The organism is Sphingomonas pokkalii (assembly GCF_003096275.1).
Taxonomy (GTDB): Bacteria; Pseudomonadota; Alphaproteobacteria; order Sphingomonadales; family Sphingomonadaceae; genus Sphingomonas; species Sphingomonas pokkalii.
On record NZ_QENQ01000001.1, the window covers coordinates 1,482,729 to 1,502,324 of the forward strand.

Annotated in this window: 25 protein-coding genes; 8 read left to right on the top strand and 17 right to left on the bottom strand. The window is 64.8% G+C overall.

Annotated elements, in window-relative coordinates; genetic code table 11:
• Position 1: 1 nt before the first annotated feature.
• Entirely contained in the window at positions 2 to 700 is a 699-nt protein-coding gene (locus DD559_RS06715) for a hypothetical protein (RefSeq protein ID WP_116468505.1), read from the bottom strand.
• Positions 701 to 1,065: 365 nt separating this feature from the next.
• Here DD559_RS06715 and DD559_RS06720 point away from each other — a divergent pair, with 365 nt between their 5' ends.
• From DD559_RS06720 to DD559_RS06740, 5 genes are all read left to right on the top strand, one after another.
• A complete protein-coding gene (locus DD559_RS06720; RefSeq protein WP_116468506.1) occupies positions 1,066 to 1,740 on the top strand; it encodes a TonB family protein in 675 nt (224 codons plus the stop codon).
• 75 nt (positions 1,741 to 1,815) lie between these two features.
• Positions 1,816 to 2,610, top strand: coding sequence for a MotA/TolQ/ExbB proton channel family protein (locus DD559_RS06725; RefSeq protein ID WP_116468507.1), 795 nt, complete (start codon positions 1,816 to 1,818; stop codon positions 2,608 to 2,610).
• Between the two features lie 84 nt (positions 2,611 to 2,694).
• Entirely contained in the window at positions 2,695 to 3,174 is a 480-nt protein-coding gene (locus tag DD559_RS06730) for an ExbD/TolR family protein (protein WP_116468508.1), read from the top strand.
• 26 nt (positions 3,175 to 3,200) lie between these two features.
• Complete coding sequence (locus DD559_RS06735) at positions 3,201 to 3,626, top strand: ExbD/TolR family protein (RefSeq protein WP_116468509.1); 426 nt, start codon at positions 3,201 to 3,203, stop codon at positions 3,624 to 3,626.
• A gap of 253 nt (positions 3,627 to 3,879) precedes the next feature.
• Positions 3,880 to 4,236 carry a hypothetical protein gene (locus tag DD559_RS06740; RefSeq protein WP_116468510.1) on the top strand — a complete coding sequence of 119 codons (357 nt, stop codon included), beginning with the start codon at positions 3,880 to 3,882 and terminating at the stop codon, positions 4,234 to 4,236.
• Positions 4,237 to 4,294: 58 nt separating this feature from the next.
• Here the strand turns inward: DD559_RS06740 and dcd are convergent, their stop codons facing one another.
• From dcd to DD559_RS06755, 3 genes are all read right to left on the bottom strand, one after another.
• On the bottom strand, positions 4,295 to 4,849 hold the full coding sequence (gene dcd, locus DD559_RS06745; RefSeq protein WP_116468511.1) for a dCTP deaminase: 555 nt from the start codon (positions 4,847 to 4,849) through the stop codon (positions 4,295 to 4,297).
• A gap of 178 nt (positions 4,850 to 5,027) precedes the next feature.
• The gene (locus DD559_RS06750) at positions 5,028 to 5,477 is read right to left on the bottom strand and encodes a cytidine deaminase (RefSeq protein ID WP_116470757.1); all 450 of its coding nucleotides are present in this window, start codon (positions 5,475 to 5,477) and stop codon (positions 5,028 to 5,030) included.
• Between the two features lie 5 nt (positions 5,478 to 5,482).
• On the bottom strand, positions 5,483 to 5,965 hold the full coding sequence (locus tag DD559_RS06755) for a UPF0262 family protein (protein ID WP_116468512.1): 483 nt from the start codon (positions 5,963 to 5,965) through the stop codon (positions 5,483 to 5,485).
• A gap of 82 nt (positions 5,966 to 6,047) precedes the next feature.
• On the opposite strand from DD559_RS06755, the gene DD559_RS06760 reads away from it, so the two are divergent.
• The gene (locus DD559_RS06760; protein WP_116468513.1) at positions 6,048 to 7,544 is read left to right on the top strand and encodes a replicative DNA helicase; all 1,497 of its coding nucleotides are present in this window, start codon (positions 6,048 to 6,050) and stop codon (positions 7,542 to 7,544) included.
• 3 nt (positions 7,545 to 7,547) lie between these two features.
• Here the strand turns inward: DD559_RS06760 and DD559_RS06765 are convergent, their stop codons facing one another.
• The 3 genes from DD559_RS06765 to DD559_RS06775 all read right to left on the bottom strand — a co-directional run bounded on the left by DD559_RS06765 (position 7,548) and on the right by DD559_RS06775 (position 10,174).
• A complete protein-coding gene (locus tag DD559_RS06765; protein WP_133243790.1) occupies positions 7,548 to 8,474 on the bottom strand; it encodes a DUF2971 domain-containing protein in 927 nt (308 codons plus the stop codon).
• Positions 8,475 to 8,586: 112 nt separating this feature from the next.
• Positions 8,587 to 9,279, bottom strand: a complete 693-nt coding sequence (locus DD559_RS06770; RefSeq protein ID WP_116470758.1) for a VIT1/CCC1 transporter family protein — start codon at positions 9,277 to 9,279, stop codon at positions 8,587 to 8,589.
• Positions 9,280 to 9,370: 91 nt separating this feature from the next.
• Positions 9,371 to 10,174 carry a fructosamine kinase family protein gene (locus tag DD559_RS06775; protein WP_116468515.1) on the bottom strand — a complete coding sequence of 268 codons (804 nt, stop codon included), beginning with the start codon at positions 10,172 to 10,174 and terminating at the stop codon, positions 9,371 to 9,373.
• A 137-nt stretch (positions 10,175 to 10,311) separates the two neighbouring features.
• Here DD559_RS06775 and DD559_RS06780 point away from each other — a divergent pair, with 137 nt between their 5' ends.
• On the top strand, positions 10,312 to 11,553 hold the full coding sequence (locus DD559_RS06780) for a GTP-binding protein (RefSeq protein WP_206364466.1): 1,242 nt from the start codon (positions 10,312 to 10,314) through the stop codon (positions 11,551 to 11,553).
• Positions 11,554 to 11,612: 59 nt separating this feature from the next.
• Here DD559_RS06780 and DD559_RS06785 read toward each other — a convergent pair whose 3' ends face one another.
• The 10 genes from DD559_RS06785 to DD559_RS06830 form a co-directional block, all read right to left on the bottom strand.
• A complete protein-coding gene (locus DD559_RS06785; protein WP_116468517.1) occupies positions 11,613 to 12,374 on the bottom strand; it encodes a phosphoadenylyl-sulfate reductase in 762 nt (253 codons plus the stop codon).
• The gene (locus DD559_RS06790) at positions 12,367 to 12,792 is read right to left on the bottom strand and encodes a DUF934 domain-containing protein (RefSeq protein WP_116468518.1); all 426 of its coding nucleotides are present in this window, start codon (positions 12,790 to 12,792) and stop codon (positions 12,367 to 12,369) included. Before DD559_RS06790 ends, DD559_RS06785 begins: the two co-directional genes overlap by 8 nt.
• Positions 12,785 to 14,419: a nitrite/sulfite reductase gene (locus tag DD559_RS06795; RefSeq protein WP_116468519.1), complete on the bottom strand. Its 1,635-nt coding sequence runs from the start codon at positions 14,417 to 14,419 to the stop codon at positions 12,785 to 12,787. The genes DD559_RS06790 and DD559_RS06795 overlap by 8 nt, the downstream gene beginning before the upstream one ends.
• 52 nt (positions 14,420 to 14,471) lie before the next feature.
• On the bottom strand, positions 14,472 to 14,768 hold the full coding sequence (locus DD559_RS06800; protein WP_116468520.1) for a DUF2849 domain-containing protein: 297 nt from the start codon (positions 14,766 to 14,768) through the stop codon (positions 14,472 to 14,474).
• Positions 14,765 to 15,562 (bottom strand): uroporphyrinogen-III C-methyltransferase, encoded by a 798-nt coding sequence (gene cobA, locus DD559_RS06805; RefSeq protein WP_116468521.1) that lies wholly within the window; start codon positions 15,560 to 15,562, stop codon positions 14,765 to 14,767. Before cobA ends, DD559_RS06800 begins: the two co-directional genes overlap by 4 nt.
• A 175-nt stretch (positions 15,563 to 15,737) precedes the next feature.
• On the bottom strand, positions 15,738 to 16,211 hold the full coding sequence (gene moaC, locus DD559_RS06810) for a cyclic pyranopterin monophosphate synthase MoaC (RefSeq protein ID WP_116468522.1): 474 nt from the start codon (positions 16,209 to 16,211) through the stop codon (positions 15,738 to 15,740).
• Positions 16,208 to 16,978: an indole-3-glycerol phosphate synthase TrpC gene (gene trpC / locus DD559_RS06815; protein WP_116468523.1), complete on the bottom strand. Its 771-nt coding sequence runs from the start codon at positions 16,976 to 16,978 to the stop codon at positions 16,208 to 16,210. The genes moaC and trpC overlap by 4 nt, the downstream gene beginning before the upstream one ends.
• Positions 16,975 to 17,970 carry an anthranilate phosphoribosyltransferase gene (trpD, locus tag DD559_RS06820; protein ID WP_116468524.1) on the bottom strand — a complete coding sequence of 332 codons (996 nt, stop codon included), beginning with the start codon at positions 17,968 to 17,970 and terminating at the stop codon, positions 16,975 to 16,977. Before trpD ends, trpC begins: the two co-directional genes overlap by 4 nt.
• Before the next feature lie 57 nt (positions 17,971 to 18,027).
• A complete protein-coding gene (locus tag DD559_RS06825) occupies positions 18,028 to 18,435 on the bottom strand; it encodes a hypothetical protein (protein ID WP_116470759.1) in 408 nt (135 codons plus the stop codon).
• A 45-nt stretch (positions 18,436 to 18,480) separates the two neighbouring features.
• A complete protein-coding gene (locus tag DD559_RS06830) occupies positions 18,481 to 19,065 on the bottom strand; it encodes an anthranilate synthase component II (protein ID WP_116468525.1) in 585 nt (194 codons plus the stop codon).
• Between the two features lie 111 nt (positions 19,066 to 19,176).
• On the opposite strand from DD559_RS06830, the gene DD559_RS06835 reads away from it, so the two are divergent.
• A complete protein-coding gene (locus DD559_RS06835) occupies positions 19,177 to 19,587 on the top strand; it encodes a hypothetical protein (RefSeq protein ID WP_240610150.1) in 411 nt (136 codons plus the stop codon).
• Positions 19,588 to 19,596: the final 9 nt, after the last annotated feature.

Sequence of the window (19,596 nt, forward strand, 5' to 3'; positions counted from 1 at the left end):
ATCAGGCGCAGGGGCCCAGATCGCGCAGCACCAACTGATAATCCTGCCGCGCCGCCGCCGCATTTTCGGGTGATTCGGCGCTCAGCGCATCGGCCGGCAGTTCCTTGGGCAGCCCGCAGGCGAGGCGGAACCACAGGAGCGTATCCCGTTTTGGCGCGCCGGCGCTCTCGTCGACGATATCGCCAAGCGAAACCGCCCAGCGAGTCTGTTCGCCGGGACGGCGCAGTATCTGCAGCGAAATCGGCGCGGCATTACCCGTCTTGAGAAAAATCTGCGTTTCCCCCTCGCCGGGCAGCGCGCCAGGCACGTGGAACGCGTTGCCGATACCGGTGATCGCCGGCGGCGCGTTGGAAGCAACGAGGTCGCGGGTGATCCGGCGGGTGAGGGCGTCCAGCTCCGGGGTCCAGGTGAACGCGCTGTCGATGCCGGTCAGCTGCACTTCGCCGCTCTTGCCCGCCACCGGGCGGGCGAACAACAGCACGCGCTGCTTCTTCAGTTTCGGCACCTTGCCGCGTGCGTCGAGCGGAACATCCGCGACATAGGCAATTTGTGCCGAAAGGGGATTCGATCCGCGAATCAGTGCCAGAACATCGGCCTGGACGTAGAGGCGCGCCCGTCCGGGAGCGAGCGCGGCACCCGAAATCTCCTTGATGCGGATCAAGTCGCGGATGCGCGCATCGATCACCAGCGGTGCACCCACGATTGCCCCCGCAACGGTGGCGTATGTGGGTAGGACACTTCGCGCTTCGGCGCGGATTTGCGTGGTTTGCGGGGCGGTCTGCGCGACAACCGGCGATGCTGCAACGCAACAAAACAGCAGGGGGAGGGCGTATTTCATGCCGGCGGAGCTAGCCGATTGTGCCGATCTTATACAGAAATAATTCTGCCATGCGCACGTTGTACGACCAATTCGTCCGACAAAGAGTTTGCGTCGTCCGTATGGCCACGATACAGACTTGGTGCTCTCGCCATCAGGGGCGCAGTGTGACCCGGGGTGAGCGGACTTGTGCGCGGCAGCCAGCCGGCCAGGGTCGCAAGCAGGATTAGAGGGAGTGACGTTGCCGAATGGCTTACGCTGACCGGAATGTAAGTGGCAGTCGTGTGGTCGCGATCGTTATCGTCGCGATCATTGTGGCTGGCATGGGTTATGCCTTCGTCACAGGTCTGGCATACCAATATATCAAGAAGAAGGCGGAAGAGCTGAAGACCTTCGAGGTCGAAGAGCCGCCGCCCCCGCCGGAGGAAATTCCGCCGCCGCCGCCGCCGCCGGACACGCCGGTGCCGCCGCCCCCGACCCAGGTCGTGGTGCCGCCGGCTATCGTGCAGTCGGTGTCGCCTGCGCCGCCGGTAGCCACCACCAACATCATCCCACCGCCGCCGCCGATTACGCCGCCGGCACCGCCCGCGCCGCCGGCACCGCCTGCGCCGCCGGCTCCGCCGCGGATCGCAAAGCCGCTCAAGCCCCGCACGCCTCCGGGCTCGTGGGTTACGAACGACGATTATCCGGCCGCGGCACAGCGTTCGGGTGATGAAGGTACGGTCGGTTTCCGACTGGATGTCGATGCGACGGGTAAGGTTTCGAACTGCTCGATCACCTCGTCCAGCGGATCGTCGTTGCTCGATAGCACGGCCTGCAACCTGTTGCGGCGTCGCGCACGCTTCGATCCTGCCCAGGATGCGGGAGGGAACAAGATTCCTGCACCGTATTCCGGCCGGTTCACGTGGCGGCTTGAAAAGTAACTCTCCGGTTTCCGGTCCGCCGGGCGCGGCGGACCGGCTTGCGCAAGAAGCTATCTTTTAGAGGAAAGACCCAAAATGCTCACGACCATTCTCGCTGCCGGTGCCGCCGCAGCTAAGGGCGAAAGCCCCTATGGCCTTCAGCAGGCGCTCAAGGAAGGCGGCCTGATCTCGCAGTCGGTGTTCACCATCCTGGTGCTGATGCTCTTCGTGTCGCTCTACATCCTCTTCACGAAGCTGTTCGAGCAGCAGAAGATCATCAACCAGTCGAAGCGCGTCCGCGCCTCGTTCTGGAGCTCGAACAGCCTCCGCGAGGGCGCTGCCAAGCTCGAGAAGAACTCGGCCTATCGCCAGATCGTCGACGACGGCATCGAAGCGCAGGAGCAGTACAAGCTGCTGACCGATCCGGTCGAAGCGCATGACTGGCTGCACGGTTCGCTGGCGCGTTCTGAAGGTTCGATCAACTCGGCGCTGGGTGGCGGTCTCGCCTTCCTCGCGACCGTCGGTGCAACCGCGCCGTTCATCGGTCTGTTCGGTACGGTTATCGGTATCTACCGCGCACTCATCAAGATCGGCTCGGCCGGTCAGGCTTCGATCGACGCCGTTGCCGGCCCGGTCGGTGAAGCGCTCATCATGACCGCACTCGGCCTCGTCGTCGCCGTGCCGGCCGTGCTTGCCTTCAACTTCCTGCAGCGCCGCAACAAGTCGATCGCCGAGAACCTGAACGCGTTCTCGAACGACGTTCTCGGTTACCTGGCGTCGGACGGCAAGGTGCGGCCCGCTACCGCCGCGAAGAAGCCGGCGGTTGCCGCTGCTGCGAAGCCGGCGACGACCACTGCCGGCCAGACCGGCGGCGCGCAGACCCGCTCGTAAGATCAAGGCCGCGGGGCTGCCGCGTGTAGCGCAGCCCCGCCGCCGGACGACGATCCGGCGTACAAGAGGATAGGATTACGCCCAATGGCGATTAGCACAGGCAGCGGCGGCGACGACGCACCGATGTCAGAGATCAACACCACGCCCCTCGTGGACGTGATGCTGGTTCTCCTGATTATCTTCCTCATCGCCGTTCCCGTTGTGATCCAGACGATCGATCTCGCACTGCCCAAGGTGCAGTTCGAGCCGACGACGACCAAGCCCGAGAACGTGTCGCTGTCGATCAAGGGCGGCCCGGACGGGTGCGAGGTCTACTGGGGTCTGACTCGCGTCAACCACGGTGAACTGCTGGACCGTGCCGTTGCGAAGCTGAAGGCGGAAATCGACCGCCAGGGTGGCCCGAATGCGGCTGGCCTCGAGCTTCCCGAGGTACATATCCGCGGCGACATCAACACGCCCTATCGCTGCATCGGCGGCACCATCTATACGATGCAGATGGCGGGCTTTGTGAAGGTCGGGTTCATCTCGGAACCGGAGCCCGGTTCGGGCACCACCCGGCTCTGATCGGCTGCGTTTAAGGAGTTACGACAATGGCAATGAGCGCAGGCCGTGATGACGGCGAGCCGATGATGGACATGAACACGACGCCGTTGATCGACGTCATGCTCGTGCTCCTCATCATGTTCATCATCACCATTCCCGTGCAGACTCACGCCGTTAAGGTGGATCTGCCGCAGCCGAGCACCACGCCGGCCAGCCCCGTCGAGCCGGACAAGAACAAGGTCTATATCGACGCGCAGGGCCAGGTGTTCTGGAACAGCATGCCGATCAACGACGTGCAGCTGCGCCAGTATCTGGATGCATCGCTGCAGCGTTCGCCCGAACCGGAGCTGCACTTTCAGCCCGATCCGGCAGCACGCTATGACGTGGTTGACCGTATTCTTGCGATCATCAAGCGTGCCAACGTGACCAAGCTCGGTTTCGTCGGCAACGAGCAGTATCGCAACGATTTCTGATCCCCGGCGGGGTTCGGAGTATTTTGGGAGGGCGGCCTTTCGGGGCCGCCTTTTTTTGTGCCCACGCCCGGGGGCCTTGCGACTTTCGACCTGTCTGGGGCGAGGTTGGAAACGGCAGGAAGTGCGGCGCCGACGCTGCAATACGCTCTAAGGCAAAATCCGCTATTGCCCGGCTGCAACCTATATGTCACTCATATGTCATCCAACTGTCATAAATATGTAGAGTTGGTGTAACATATGAGAGGAGCGTTGCATGTCGATCAAACTTGTCGCTGCGGCCTTGGCGCCGCTGCTGGGAATGGCAACGCCGTCGCTTGCGCAGGATGCGAGTGTGGCGGCCACGGAAATCAGCACGGGTGCCTTTGCCAAGGCCGAACAGAAGCTGCTGGGTGAGATGCGCGCGAACCCGCGGCCTGAAGTCCTGTTGAACCTCGCGGCCGTCTATTATGGCACGGGCCGGCTTGCCGAGGCAGGCGCGCTCTATCGCCAGGTTCTGGCGCAGGACGATGTGATGCTGGACCTGTCGAATCAACGCAGTGCCGGTTCGCACAGTGTTGCGCGCGCGGGGCTTCGCTATCTGGATCTCCGGCAGCGCACCGCCTTGCGGTGAATTCTGCGTTTCCCGGCGGTGCGGACCTGCCGCACCGCCCCGGCCATGGTCTTCCGGCTTATAGCCGCGGCAGCGTTACGCCTCGCTGCCCCATATATTTGCCGGCACGATCGGCATAGCTCGTCTCGCAGGGCTGATCGCCCTTCAGGAACAGGAACTGGCAGGCGCCTTCATTGGCGTAGATCTTGGCGGGCAACGGCGTGGTGTTGGAAAACTCCAGCGTCACATGGCCTTCCCATTCCGGTTCGAGCGGCGTGACGTTCACGATGATGCCGCAGCGCGCATAGGTGGACTTGCCCAGGCAGATCACCAGCACGTCGCGCGGCACCCGGAAATACTCGACCGTCCGCGCCAGCGCGAAGCTGTTCGGCGGGATCACGCACACATCGGTCTTGCGATCGACGAAGCTGTTCGCGTCGAAATTCTTCGGATCCACCACCGCGCTGTCGACATTGGTGAAGATCTTGAACTCGTCGGCCACCCGCGCGTCATAGCCATAGGAGGACAGGCCGTAGCTGATGCAGCCCTCGCGCCGCTGGCTCTCGACGAACGGCTCGATCATGCCGTGGTGGATCGCCTGCTCGCGAATCCAGCGATCGGAAAGAATGGACATGGCGCGGGTAGTGCGGGGGAGGGGACGCGGCGTCAAGGCTGGGGGTCCGTATGCTCTCACCAGCGTCGTCATTCCGGCGAAAGCCGGAATCCATTGGGGTCGCCGTCGCAGCAGGAGCCACGACCGAGTGGCGTCTGGATCCCGGCTTTCGCCGGGATGACGGACGTGGTGAGGGGGCTCAACTGATCCCCAAATCCCCCGGTCCGAAGGCGTGGGGCAGCAGCTCGGACAGGCGGTAGCTCGCCACCGCGTCGCCCTCGGCCGCACCGCAATGGACCGGCAGGTCGCGCTTGCCCAGTTGCGCCGCCTCGTTGATCACCTGCCGGCACCGCCCGCAGGGGCTTACCGGCGCGGTACCCGTCGGCACGCCGTCCGCCCCGATCGGCCCGCCGATCACCGCGATCGCCGCCACGTCGCGCAGCCGCCCTTGCGCCGAGACCGTCGCCAGCGCCACCGTCTCCGCGCAGAGCGACAGGCCGTAGCTGGCATTCTCGAAATTGGCGCCGGTCACCACGGTCCCGTCGGTCAGCAGCACCGCCGCGCCGACACCGAAGTTCGAATAGGGCGCATGTGCGTTGCGCGCGGCGGTGCGCGCGGCTGCGATCAGCGCGCTGGTGTCGGTGGTCATGAAACTCATCCCTTGATGTGGAGCACGCAGATCAGCGTGAACAGCCGCCGCGCGGTATCGAAATCGACGTCGATCTTCCCCTCCAGCGCCGTCCGCAACAGCTCGGCGCTGTCATTGTGGATGCCGCGCCGCGCCATGTCGACCGTCTCGATCTGTGCCGGCGTCGCGTTGCGGATCGCCTGGTAATAGCTGTCGCAGATCGCGAAATAGTCGCGGATCGGCCGGCGGAAACGGGCCAAGCCCAGCACGATCGTCTCCAGCGGCCTGTCGTCGGCGCGCTTGATCGCCAGCGCCAGCCGCCCTTCCTCGACGCTGATATGCAGCTTGTACGGCCCGGCATAGCCGTCGGGCTGTTCGCGCTGGGGGGCGAAATGATTGTCCTCGAGCAGATCGTAGATCGCGATCCGCCGTTCCTGCTCGATATCGGCCGAGCGCCACAGGATGGTGCGCTCGTCGAGGGTCACGTCGAGGATCCGCGGATCGGCCATAGGGCGCAGCTTTGGGGGCATTCCCCGTTTTCCACAAGCCATGGCGGTTGCCGTTCCCCCTGCATTGGCCGATGAGGGAGGGATGGCACAGCCGATCCCTTTCCCCACCCCGGAGCCCCAAGAGGGCCTCAGCCTCCCCCAGAATGTCGAGGCGGAAGCAGCTTTGCTCGGCGCGATGATGATCGACAACCGAGTCGCGGAAGACGTCCTCCAGAAACTGCGACCCGAGCATTTCTTCGAGCCGCTGCACGGCCGCATCTATGAGCAGATCGCGCATCTGGTCGGCGACAACCGCCTCGCTACCCCGGTGACGCTGCGCCCGCTCTTCGCCAACGATCCCGCGATGAAGGAGCTGGGCGGCCCGGCCTATCTCGCCCAGCTGACCGGCAACCCGGCCAGCCTGATCGGCGCGCGCTCCTTCGCCGACCAGATCTACGATCTCGCCCAGCTCCGCGCGTTGGTCGATGTGGGCCGCGGCATGGTGGAGGGCGCGCTCGACACCAGCCAGGACATCAACCCCTCCAAGCAGATCGAGCAGGCCGAACTGCGGCTCTACCAGGTCGCCGAGCAGGGCGATTCGGAAGCCGGGGTGAAATCCTTCACCCGCGCCGCGACGCTCGCCGTCCGCCAAGCCGAGAAGGCGATGAACTCGGGCGGCGGCATCTCGGGCATCACCACGGGGCTCAGCGACCTCAACGCCTCGACCGGCGGTTTCAACCGATCGGACCTGCTGATCCTCGCCGGCCGCCCCGGCATGGGCAAGACCTCGCTCGCCACCAACATCGCGTTCAACGCCGCCAAGCGCTGGATGGACGATCTCGACGCGGGCATCGCCGAGGAGAAATCGATCGGCGCGCCGGTGGCCTTCTTCAGCCTCGAAATGTCGGCCGACCAGCTGGCGATGCGTATCCTGTCCGAACAGGCCGAGGTCGTCTCGGAAAAGCTGCGTACCGGTCAGCTGAGCAATGCCGAGTTTCAGAAGTTCGCGCGCGCCGCCGGCGATCTGGAGCGGCTGCCGCTCTATATCGACGACACGCCGGGCCTCACCATCGCGGCGCTGCGCACCCGCGCACGGCGGCTGAAGCGCCAGCACAAGATCGGCATGGTGATCGTCGACTATCTCCAGCTGCTCACCGGCTCAGCCAAGGCCTCGGGCGACGGGCGCGTGCAGGAAATCTCGGAGATTTCGCGCGGCCTCAAGACGCTGGCCAAGGAACTCCATGTGCCGGTGCTGGCGCTCTCCCAGCTGAGCCGCGCGGTGGAAAGCCGCGAGGACAAGCGCCCGCAGCTTTCCGACCTTCGCGAATCCGGCTCGATCGAGCAGGATGCCGATATCGTGCTGTTCGTGTATCGCGACGAATATTACCACGATTTCAAGGCGCCGACGAAGATCCCCGACGGCACCGAGACCGCCGAGGAGCGCATGGCCTATGAGGAATGGCAGGCGCGCCAGCTGGAAGTGGCCAACAAGGCGACGGTGATCATCGCCAAGCAGCGCCATGGTGCGACGGGCTCGGTGCATATGCGCTTCGACCGGCAGTTCACCAAGTTCAGCGATCTGGCGCCGGAGGGGTATTGAGGTTCAGTCAGTGGAAATTTCCGTGAGTATCTCCTCCTGTCGCTCACCATCGTCCAGATCTTCGATATCTTGAACGAATTGATGCATCATTATCTCCATCGGTGGCCGAATCCCCTGTGCCAATATTTCATCTCGATCAACTGGGCCACGCCTCAAGCCAAACCCGTTACTTGACAGTCCGATGTCAAACAGGCTTAAGTTCGGGTGATCGGCGAGCATTTTGACAACGGCTATTCTTGCTGCATCGTCGCAGCGGTGGCCAAAATATACCCCTGATATTTCGTAGCTGGAGCCGACCCCCACCTTGTCGCGAATGTCTCGCCATTCTCGCTCGTACTTCCAGTGCGGAGCCTTCGCGTAGAAGTAGGTCTCGCATACCCGCGAGCGAGCGGCTTCATCGCCACGAACCTTCCAGGCGAAGAGATCGCTGGCGTTGATAGCTCGACCCGCATTATAGTTGACTGGCTTTAGGTCCGGGTGGGGCATGGCGGTCGTGCTATATTCTAGGCAGATGCCTTTGTGCTGATCAGCATAATGGCTCCACATCAGTGGCGAATTCCAAGTAGTTCCAAACGAGAGAACACCTCGGCTACCAAATTCACGCTTTAATTCTCTTTTTAAATCCACAGCGATAGCGGCAGATAGATACTTTTGTCGCTCGGCAGACTTTTTTGCAAGGCCGTGTTCATCGGCATTGTAGATGTGATTCAAAAGGTTCTGCTTCGCTTCAGGTTCTCGATCGCGTCCAACCATCGCAAGGTAGACCTTGCCGAGTTCGGACGTTGCCACATCGATTTCAATAATCGGATCGCAATCCATAGGATCATTGAACTCCGAAGGATCGGCGTAAAATGTCTCGCTATCGGTAATCAGTCGAAGCGTCCGTACGTTGAACGTTCGGAATTTGTACAACTTTCTAGGTGTTTTCACGTCGGGTAAGCCCTCGCGAAGTCAGAGTTCGTTAAGCTAATATACGAGCTTTCTGTAGTTTGCAGACTTTTTGTGGTCAGCTAAACCGCAGCCCAGCGAATATTTACCACCATCAAATACTCGTGCCCACAACCCGCCCGATCCCCGCGGTCAGTGCCATCGCCAGCGCGCCCCAGAACACCACCCGCACCACCGGCTTGAGCGGCTTCGCCCCGCCGGTGATCGCGCCCAGCGCGCCGAGCAGGGCGAGGAACAGGATCGATCCCGCCGCTTCCCCCGCCGCCATCCAGCGCATCGGCAGCAGCGCGGCGAGCAGCAGCGGCAGCGCCGCACCCGCCGTAAAAGTTGCCGCCGAGGTGAGCGCGGCGACCACCGGCCGCGCGGTCGTCATCTCGGTGATGTGGAGCTCGTCGCGGGCATGGGCCTCCAGCGCGTCGTGCGCCATCATCTGCTCGGCCACGGCCTTGGCCGTTGCGCGATCGACGCCGCGGGCGATGTAGATCTCGGTCAGCTCGCGCAGCTCGGCCTCTGGGACGGTCGCCAGCTCCAGCCGCTCGCGGGCGAGGTCGGCGCGTTCGGTATCGGCCTGCGAGCTGACCGAGACATATTCGCCCGCCGCCATCGACATCGCTCCCGCCACCAGCCCCGCCACGCCCGCGACGAGCAGCGCCGGCCGCTCGGCACCCGAGGCGGCGACGCCCAGAATCAGGCTGGCGGTGGAGACGATGCCGTCATTCGCCCCCAGCACGGCGGCGCGCAGCCAGCCGATCCGGGCGACGAGATGCTGTTCGCGATGCGGCCTCATGCCCTGCTCCCGGAAATCGATGGTGCGGGCAGGATGCAGGCCCGCGCGCAACGCGGCAACCGGGGAATCCCCCAGGCTGCCCGGCGCCCGTTCACGCAACCGCGCGCAGCGTATCCTCCACCGCGTTCAGATAGCTGGCGCCGAATAGCCGCAGATGCACCAGCAGCGGCCAGAGCCGGTAAATGGGCTGGCGCGCCTGCCAGCCGGGTGGGAGGTCCATCGCCTCGAAGAAACGCGGCGGCGGGGCATCGAACAGGCTGAGCATGGCGGCATCCACCTCTCGATCGCCATGATAGCAGGCGGGATCGATCAGCGCGCTGATCCGCCCTTCCGCCACCAGGATATTGCCGCCCCAGAGATCGCCATGGAGCAGTGCAGGCGGGGGATTCGTCGGCAGCAGCCCGGGCAGGCGATCGGCCAGCGCCTCGATCCGGCGGGCGAGCGGGAGCGGCAGGTGCGGCAAATGGCAGCGTAACCGACGCTCCGCCCAGAAATGCGGCCAATCCGCCATGGCCCCGTTGGGGATGGCGACGCGGCCAAAGGCATAGTCGACGGTCCAGCCATAGCCGGCCCCTTCCACGGCATGAAGGCGGGCGAGCGTGTCGGCCAGGTCCTCCCATGCGGTGCCGAGCGCGCCGCCGGCGGGGCATTGCTGCAACAGCAGCAGATCGTCCGCGAGCGCGAGCACGCGCGGGGCAGGGGCGCCGCTGGCCGCGATCGCCGCCAGCATCGCCGCTTCCACTGCGACCAGCGGCCCCTGTTTGGCGATCGCGCTGCCGCCATCGGAAAGGTGCAGGCGGTGCACGGCGGAAAGGTCGCCGCCGGCCAGCGGCGCGCAGCCCAGAACGGTGGTGCCGAGCGCCGCCGCGGCGCGGGTGGCGAGGGGGAGGTGCATCGGCCAAGTCTGGGCCGCGGCGAACGCTTTGGGAAGGGCGGTACCGCGATCGGCGGGATGGTGGGGCGGGGCTGGACCGGATGGACGGCACAAGCTAAACGATATAACATATCATTCTCATCTGGAGCGCGTACCCGATGCCTTCGACGTCCCAATCCCCCGCTTCCGATTCCCGCCTGCCGGTGACGGTTCTTTCCGGCTTCCTGGGCGCGGGCAAGACGACGCTGCTCAACCACATCCTTGCCAATCGCGAAGGCAAGCGGGTGGCGGTGATCGTCAACGACATGTCGGAAGTGAATATCGATGCCGATCTGGTGCGCGGCGGCGAAGCGGCGCTGTCGCGCAGCGAAGAGGCGCTGGTGGAAATGACCAATGGCTGCATCTGCTGCACGCTGCGCGACGATCTGTTGCAGGAGGTCCGCACGCTCGCCGAGGCGGGGCGGTTCGATTATCTGGTGATCGAAAGCACCGGCATTTCGGAACCCTTGCCGGTCGCCGCCACCTTCAGCTTCCGCGACGAAGCCGGAAAGAGCCTGGGCGATGTCGCGCGGCTGGATACGATGGTCACGGTGGTCGATGCGCTGAACCTGCTCGCCGATTTCGACAGCGAGGATTTCCTGGCCGATCGCGGGGAATCGCTGGGGGAGGAGGATACGCGCAGCCTGGTGGGCCTGCTGGTCGAGCAGATCGAATTCGCTGATGTGGTGATCGTCAACAAGGCGAGCGATGTCTCCCCGGTGCAGCTCGCGCGGGTGCGGCAGCTCGTCGCATCGCTCAACGCCGATGCCCGCATCGTCACGGCGGATCGGGCGCGCGTGGGGCTGGATATGGTGCTGGGCACCGGCCGGTTCGACGAGGAAGCGGCGGCGCGCAATCCGCTCTGGGCGAAGGAACTGTACGGCTATGCCAGCCATCGCCCGGAAAGCGAGGAATATGGCATCGAAAGCTTCGTCTATCGGGCGCGGCGACCGTTCGATCCCGCGCGCTTCTATCGTTTCCTCACCGAAGGCGGCCTCGCTCGGGTGGTCCGTGCCAAGGGCCATTTCTGGCTGGCGACGCGGCCCGATTGGGTGGGCGAACTCGCCGTGGCCGGGCGGCAGACGATGACGGCGCGGCTGGGCCGCTGGTGGGCCTCCGTCCCCAAGCATCACTGGCCGGATGATGGCCGGTTCGAGGAATTCGTGGTGGCGCATTGGGATGGCGATTGGGGCGATCGCCGCCAGGAGCTGGTGTTCATCGGCATCGACATGGACCAGGCGGCGATCACGCAGGCGCTGGATGCCTGCCTGATCGCCGCCGATCATTTCGATCCCCGCGCCTGGACGCGACTCGTCGATCCCTTCCCGGCCTGGACGGCCGAGCAGGCAGCGCTCGCCTGAGCCTGTATCGATTGGTGAGGGGGGTGGGGGGCTGCCGCGTCGGCGGAGCGCCGGTGGCCTCAGAAGGCCGGCTGGTTCGGGTCTTCGTCGCCGGTGGGCGTGTGGATGCCGCATTCGGTCTTGTCCCAGCCGCGCCAGCGGCCGGCGCGCGGGTCTTCGCCGGGCTTGACCACGCTGGTGCAGGGCGCGCAACCGATCGAGAGATAGCCCTGCGCCACCAGCGGATGCACCGGCAGGTCGTGCGCAGCGAAATAGGCGTCGAGATCGGCCTTGGTCCAATCCGCCAGTGGATTGACCTTCAACCGGTCGCCGTCCAGCTCGAAGCGGGGCAGGGCGGCGCGGGTGCTCGCCTGGAACGCCTTGCGGCCGGTGATCGTCGCGGCGACGCCGGCCAGCCCGGCCGCGAGCGGCTGGACCTTGCGGATCTCGCAGCAGCCATCGGGATCATAGGACCAGCGCAGCTCGGTGGCGTCGACCTTCGCGAGCCGCTCGGGATCGGGCTGCAGGTTGCGCAGGTTCAGCCCGAGCCGCTCGACGAGCAGGTCACGATAGGCGAGCGTTTCGGGAAAATGCTTGCCGGTATCCAGGAACAGCACCGGCACGCCGGCGTCGACGCTGGCGACAAGGTGCAGCAGCGCCGCCGATTCCGCCCCGAAGGAGGAGACGATAACCGCCTCCCCGGCCAGGCCGTCGCCCAGCACGCCTTGCAGCATCTCCAGCGTCGATGCGCCGAGGAAACGGGTGTTCAGTCGTACTGCGTCTGCTTCGGTGAAGCGTGGTGCCGTATCGATACGGTCGATCTGTCGTGCGGGGTCAGCCATGTCGGCGTTTCCAAACCGGGGCAATCGGATCGGCTGCCGCCTGATAGCGGAAGTCGTAGCGGTCGAGCGCGGCGGCGAGCGTGTCCGCGTCGACCGGCGCGTTGGGGGCGAAGCTGTCGAAGCCGCAGCGGCGCATCAGCGGGATCTGGTCGACCAGCACGTCGCCCTGGGCGCGCAGTTCGCCCTGATATCCCGCCTCGCGCAGGATGCGGCCGGTGGAGTAGCCGCGGCCGTCGCGGAAGCTGGGGAAGCTCACCTCGATCAGTGCGATGCGATCGAGATGGGGCAGGAGCGCGCGGACATCCTCGCCGCTTTCGATCCGAACCGCCGTGGCGTTCGACTGGCCGAAAAAGCTGTCGAGCGTGACGGCGGGCTCGTCATGCGCCTCGTCGTCGCGGTAGCGCAGGAACTCAACCATAAATGGCCTCCTTGAACGGTGCCATGCCGATGCGGCGATAGGTGTCGACGAAGCGCTCGCCGGGCGTGCGTTCGCGGACATAGACGTCGGTGGCGCGCTCGATCGCATCGACCACGCCGTCCTCGCTGAAGCCGGGGCCGGTGATGTCGGCCAGGCTGACATCCTCCGCACCCGATCCGCCGAGCAGCAGCTGGTAGTTCTCGGTGCCTTTCCGGTCGACGCCCAGGATGCCGATATGGCCGGCATGGTGGTGGCCGCAGGCGTTGATGCAGCCCGAGATCTTGAGCTTGAGTTCGCCCAGGTCGCGCTGGCGCGCCGGATCGGCGAAGCGTGCGCTGATCTTCTGCGCGAGCGGGATCGAGCGGGCGTTGGCGAGGCTGCAATAGTCCAGGCCGGGGCAGGCGATGATGTCGCTGATCAGGTCGAGATTGGCCTCGGCGAGCCCGGCCTCGCGCAGCGCGCTCCACACCGCATACAGGTCAACCTTGCGGACATGCGGCAGCACGATGTTCTGGGCATGGGTCACCCGCAGCTCGTCGAAGCTGTAGCGCGCGGCAAGGTCGGCCATCACGTCGATCTGGTCGGCCGAGGCATCGCCCGGGATGCCGCCGATCGGCTTGAGGCTGATGGTCACGACCGCATAGCCCGGCGCCTTGTGGGCATGGACGTTCTGGTCGAGCCAGACCGCGAAATCGGGATCGCTGCGGTCCACGGTGTCAGGCGCACCGGCTTCGAACGGCGGCGGTGCGAAATGCGCGGCGATACGGTCGAACTCGGCTTGGGGCGGATCGATGCCCAGCGCCTTCACGGCATGGAATTCCTCCTCCACCTGGCGCGCATATTCCTCGGCGCCGAGCGCATGGATGAGGATCTTGATCCGCGCCTTGTAGATATTGTCCCGCCGGCCGTGGCGATTGTAGACCCGCAGGCACGCCTCCAGATAGCTTACGAAATCGGCGAAGGGCACGAAGTCCTTGATCAGATGCGCGATCATCGGCGTACGTCCCATACCGCCGCCCGCATAGATGCGCGCGCCGAGCGCACCGGCATCGTTGCAGACGATCTGGATGCCGATATCGTGCAGCCGCATCGCCGCGCGATCGGTATCGCTTGCTATCACCGCAATTTTAAACTTGCGCGGCAAATAGCTGAATTCGGGATGGAAGGTGCTCCACTGGCGGAGCAGCTCGGCCCAGGGGCGTGGATCGGTGATCTCATCGGCCGCGGCGCCGGCGAACTGGTCCGAACTGATGTTGCGGATGCAGTTGCCGCTGGTCTGGATGGCGTGCATCTCCACCGTTGCCAGCTCGGCGAGGATGTCGGGTGCGTCTTCCAACTTGATCCAGTTGTACTGGAGGTTCTGGCGGGTGGTGAAATGGCCATAGCCGCGGTCATATTTGCGGGCGATGTGTGCCAGCATATGCATCTGCTGCCCGTTCAGCGTGCCATAGGGCACCGCGACACGCAGCATGTATGCGTGGAGTTGCAGATAGAGCCCGTTCATCAGCCGCAGCGGCTTGAACTGATCCTCGGTCAGGTGTCCGGCAAGGCGGCGCTGCACCTGGTCGCGAAACTCCTCGACGCGCGCGGCGACGATGGAGGCGTCATATTCATCATATTTGTACATGGGCGGCCTTAGTGGATGCGCACGGGCAAGAAGAGGGTACGGTAGTGCGCGCTCATATCACCCAACTCCCTGCGGCAGGGTCTGCGGGTTTGAGGGGCAGGTCCGGGCGCACGGTTGGACCGAGCGCGCGGATTCGATCCTTGATGTGCGCTGGACGCGGGCCTTCGGGTGTTATCTGAGCATCGATGACATAGGGCACATTGACCCGACGCGCGGCCTCTTCGGTCGCGGCTAGGATATCGCCCCTGTCGCCCACATCCACCGCTTCACCGATATGGCGCGACCAGCTCTGGCCGGTCCACCAGACTACGTCTCCGCTAGAAAGATCGTTTCCAGTCAGGAGTTTCATACCTGTTCTTCCTTCAGAATTTCGGCCGTGCGTGCCCAACGGGCAAGCTTGTCTTCGGCATCAGCGAGCATCGTCACCTCCCCGACGACGATGATCGCCGGGCTTTGCACCTGTTCGCGCTCCACCATCGGCCCGAGATCGGCGAGCAGCGTCCGCAATGCGCGATGGCCCTCCAACGTCGCACGTTCGAGCACCGCCACCGGCATGTCGGGAGCAACCCCGTCCGCCATCAGCTTGTCGGCGATCGCGGTGGCGGTGGCGACGCCCATGTAGATCACCAGCGTGCGGCCCTTGCCAGCGAGTCCCGACCAGTTCTGGTCCGTAAGGCCTTTGCATTGCCCGGCGACGAAGCTGACCGCGCTGGACCAGTCGCGATGCGTGAGTGGCAGCATTGCTTCCGCAGCGGCGCCCAATGCGGCGGAGACGCCGGGGATCACCTCCACGGGCAATCCGGCTTCGCGCACGGCTTCGACTTCCTCGCCACCACGTCCGAAGATAAAAGGATCGCCGCCCTTCAGTCGCACTACGACCGCGCCGGTCTTGACATGCGCGACGATGAGCGCGTTGATCGATTCCTGTGGTAGCGTGTGCTTCGAGCGGCGCTTGGCGACAGAGATGCGGTGGGCCTGGGGCGCGAGATCCAGCACGCGATCATCGACCAGCCCGTCATGGACAAGCACGTCGCACGCCTTCAGCGCTTCGACGGCGCGAACGGTAAGGAGGCCGGGGTCGCCAGGACCCGCGCCGACGAGGATCACGCGACCGCGCGATTGGGGATCGAGAAGCGATGCCATGGATTGGCAGATGGGCCGACGCCGCGAAACTGGCAAAGCAGGATGCTTTGGGAGGCCGGTAGGCAAACTATTTGCGGTTCTTGTCCAACGTCTTCGTCTATAGGTGTTGATCAGTTTGCGTGCAGCGGAACGGCGCAGTTCCATCGCCTTTGCCGATGGAAGAATGAGCTGCGGCTTAGGGCGTGGCGCGCCAGTCGCCTGATTTGCCGCCGGTCTTGGCGAGTAGGCGGATATCGCCGAGAATCATGCCTTTATCCAGGGCCTTGGCCATGTCGTAGAGCGTGAGCAGCGCGACCGAGACGGCAGTGAGCGCTTCCATTTCCACGCCAGTCTTGCCTTCGGTGGCGGCAGTGGCGGTGGCGGTGACGCCGCACGCGTCCAGATCGAGGTCGATCGTTACCCGCGTGAGCGGCAGCGGGTGGCATAATGGAATCAGTTCCGCCGTCCTCTTCGCCGCCATGATGCCGGCGATGCGTGCGGTGGCGAGCACATCGCCCTTCTTCACGCTGCCTTCCCGGATTGCCGCCGCCGCTTCCCGGGACATGGCGATCCGCCCGCGAGCCACCGCCTCGCGCGCGGTGATGGCCTTGCCAGCGACATCGACCATATGCGCCGCGCCGCTATCGTCCAGGTGGGTGAGTTCGCTCATCCCACCAGCGCGCGGGTCGCGGCTTCGATATTGGTTTGCCGCATTAGCGATTCCCCAACCAGAAAGCAGCGAATGTCGTGTTCGGCCATCGCGTCGAGGTCGGCACGGTTGTTCAGGCCCGACTCCGCGACAAAGGTACAGTCCTTCGGGGCATGGCGGACCAGTTCATAGGTCTTCTGGACATCGACCTCAAAGGTCTTGAGATTACGATTGTTTACACCGATCAGGCGCGACCGGAGCTTGAGTGCGCGATCCAGTTCCGCCGCATCATGGACCTCGACGAGCGCGTCCATGCCCAGTTCGATCGCGGCGGCTTCAATCTCGGCCATCTGGCCATCGTCGAGTGCGGCGACGATGATCAGGATCGCATCCGCGCCCATCGCCCGCGATTCCGCGACCTGCCAGGGATCGATCATGAAATCCTTGCGGATCACGGGAAGATTACAGGCGGCGCGGGCCGCTACCAGATAGTCCTCATGCCCCTGGAAATAGTCATGATCGGTCAGCACCGATAGGCACGCGGCGCCGCCGGCGGCATAGGCGCGGGCGTGGGCGGGCGGATCGAAATCGGCGCGGATCAGCCCCTTGGAGGGGCTCGCTTTTTTGATCTCGGCGATCAGACCGTAGCTGCCCGCAGCGGCGCGAGCATCCAGTGCCGCCTTGAAGCCCCGGGGGGCACTGGGCGTGGGCCAAGGGCGAGCCGCCGCCTTGCGGGCGGTGACCTCGTGGCGCTTGGTTTCGAGGATCTTATCGAGGATGGTACTCATGCGAAGGCGATCCAGCAGTCGAGCAGGGTGTTGGCAAGCCCGTTGTCGAGCATTTCGGCGGCTTCCTCCACCCCTTCGCGCAGGTTATCGGCTCGCCCAGCGACCATCAGTGCCGCGGCTGCGTTGAGCAGCACCGCATCGCGATAGGGGCCATGCTCGCCTTGCAACAGGCGGCGGAGCGCGAGGGCGTTATAGGCGGGATCGCCGCCACGGATCGCTACCAGCGGATGGCGGGGGAGGCCGGCATCCTCCGGCGTTATGCGCGTCGGCAGCGCTGCGCGGCCGACATTCACCACGATGCTGGCGACTTCGGTCGAGAGCTCGTCGAGCGCGTCTTCGCCGGACACCACGGCTGCCGCCTCGACGCCGAGCTGTGCCAGCGCCTCGGCATAGACCGGCGCGTAATCCGGCCGCGCGATGCCGATCAGCTGGTGGCGGACATGCGCCGGGTTGGCGAGCGGCCCCATCAGATTGAAGATGGTCCGCCGTGCGATCCGCCGCCGGATAGGCGCGAGGCGCGCTAGCGAAGGATGGTGATGCTGGGCGAAGAGGAAGGCGATGCCGATTTCGTGCAGGCTCTCTTCCGCCCGCGCTGCGGCGCGATCAAGGTTCAGCCCCAGCGCCTCCAGGGTGTCCGCCGCACCGGCCTTGGACGAGGCAGCGCGATTGCCGTGCTTGGCAACCGGCACACCGGCTGCGGCAACGACCAGGCTGACGGCGGTGGAGACGTTAAGCGTATGGTGGCCGTCGCCGCCCGTGCCGCACACATCGATCGCTCCGGCAGGCGCGTGCACGGGAATGAGCCGGGTGCGCAGCGCGCGGGCGGCTTCAGCGATTTCGATGCTGGTTTCGCCGCGGATCGACAGGGCGATCAGGAACGCCTCGATTTCCGCATCCGCTACCGTGCCGTCGAGAATATCGGCAAAGGCTTGCGCGGCGCTTTCGCGGGCGAGGGGAGAGGAAGGATCCGGGAGCAAGGTCAGGCTGGTCACTCCGTCTCTATTCCGGGGCGTGGCCAGCCTGTCGAGCCAAATCCTGCTGGCGTGCTGTCAGTTTGCCTTTTTGGGCTTGGTGTAGGGCACGAATTCCCCCAGCGTCAGAAAGCCGCGGGGGAAGAAGGAAGCGCGATCGATCAGCCGGACCATATCGATGCTGCAAAGCTGGGAGCCGAACGTGTTGGTGACCAGGATCGAATTGTCATCGAGCTGGTCGGCACCACCGCGCGGCTCGTTGACGTACAGGGTGTTCCCGCTGCGATAGACGATCGCCTTGCCCTCGATGATCTGGCTGGAGCCCGTCATGCTCAGGCTGATGCAGTTGACCGGCTTGCCGGCGACTCGTCCTTCGAGCAGCTTGGCGAGCTTGATTTCCGGGGTGTCGCGCTTGCGCTGGGCGTCGGCGACGGGTGCCGTGAGCAGTGCGGCACCGGCGAGCAGGGTGGCAAGGATCCTCTTCATGCTTTCAACCATAGCATGGCTGCGATGAACGGAGGCTGAAAAAGGTTAAGCCGCGAGCGTTTCCGCAATGCCGGCAAGGCGAAGGAAATTGGCCAGCATCGCAAGGCCGTGCTCGGTCGCGATGCTTTCGGGGTGGAATTGGACGCTATGGATGGGCAGCTGCGCGTGGCGGAAGCCCATTACCGATCCGTCTTCGGCGGTTGCGTTCACCACCAGGCTTTCGGGAATGTCGGTCACGATCAGCGAGTGATAACGAGTGGCGGTGAAGGGCGAGGGCAGGCCGATGAAGAGGCCGGTCCCATCGTGGCGGACCGGTGAGGTCTTCCCGTGCATCAGCCCGCCGCGCACCACGCGGCCGCCAAAATGTTGGCCGATCGATTGGTGTCCAAGGCATACACCAAGCAGCGGCTTGCCAAGATCGGCGCACGCGGCAACGAGATCCAGGCTGATCCCGGCTTCGTTCGGCGTGCAGGGGCCCGGTGAAATCAGGAAACCTTGCGCATTGCTGGCGATCGCTTCGCTTGCGGTGAGCGCATCGTTGCGCACCACCTGCACCTCGACGCCGAGATCCATCAGATAGTGGACGAGGTTCCAGGTGAAGCTGTCGTAATTGTCGATGACGAGGATCATGCGCCCAGACCTAGGCGCTCTGGCGCGGTTGCACAATCCGGCCTTGCCGCGGCCACACTGGCCCGGCAACGCTGTGCCGGCAGGGACGTTGCCCACGCTCAGGAGTATCCGATGCTTACCCGCTTGATGATTGCCACTGCCCTGCTCGCCACACCGGCGCTCGCCCAGACGCAGGACCAGGCTGCCGCCGATGGCCCGCCGAAGCGGGTGCGCAGCATCCTGCTCTACGGCCAGGAAAGCTGCCCCAAGCCGGCCGACCCGGACGAGATCGTCGTCTGTTCGAACGCCGGCGAATCGCCCTATCGTATTCCCAAGCGCTTTCGCGACCAGCCGAAGCAGGACGCCCCCTCGACCAGCTGGACCCGCCGGATGGAAGTGGTGGAGGAAGTAAACGATCGGGGAATACCAAACAGCTGCTCTCCGGTCGGCACCGGCGGCCAGACCGGCTGCACCCGGCAGATGCTCCAGCAATGGTATCAGGACAAGCTGGACCGCGAGACCAAGGCTGCCCGCGTTCCCTGATTGGCCGAT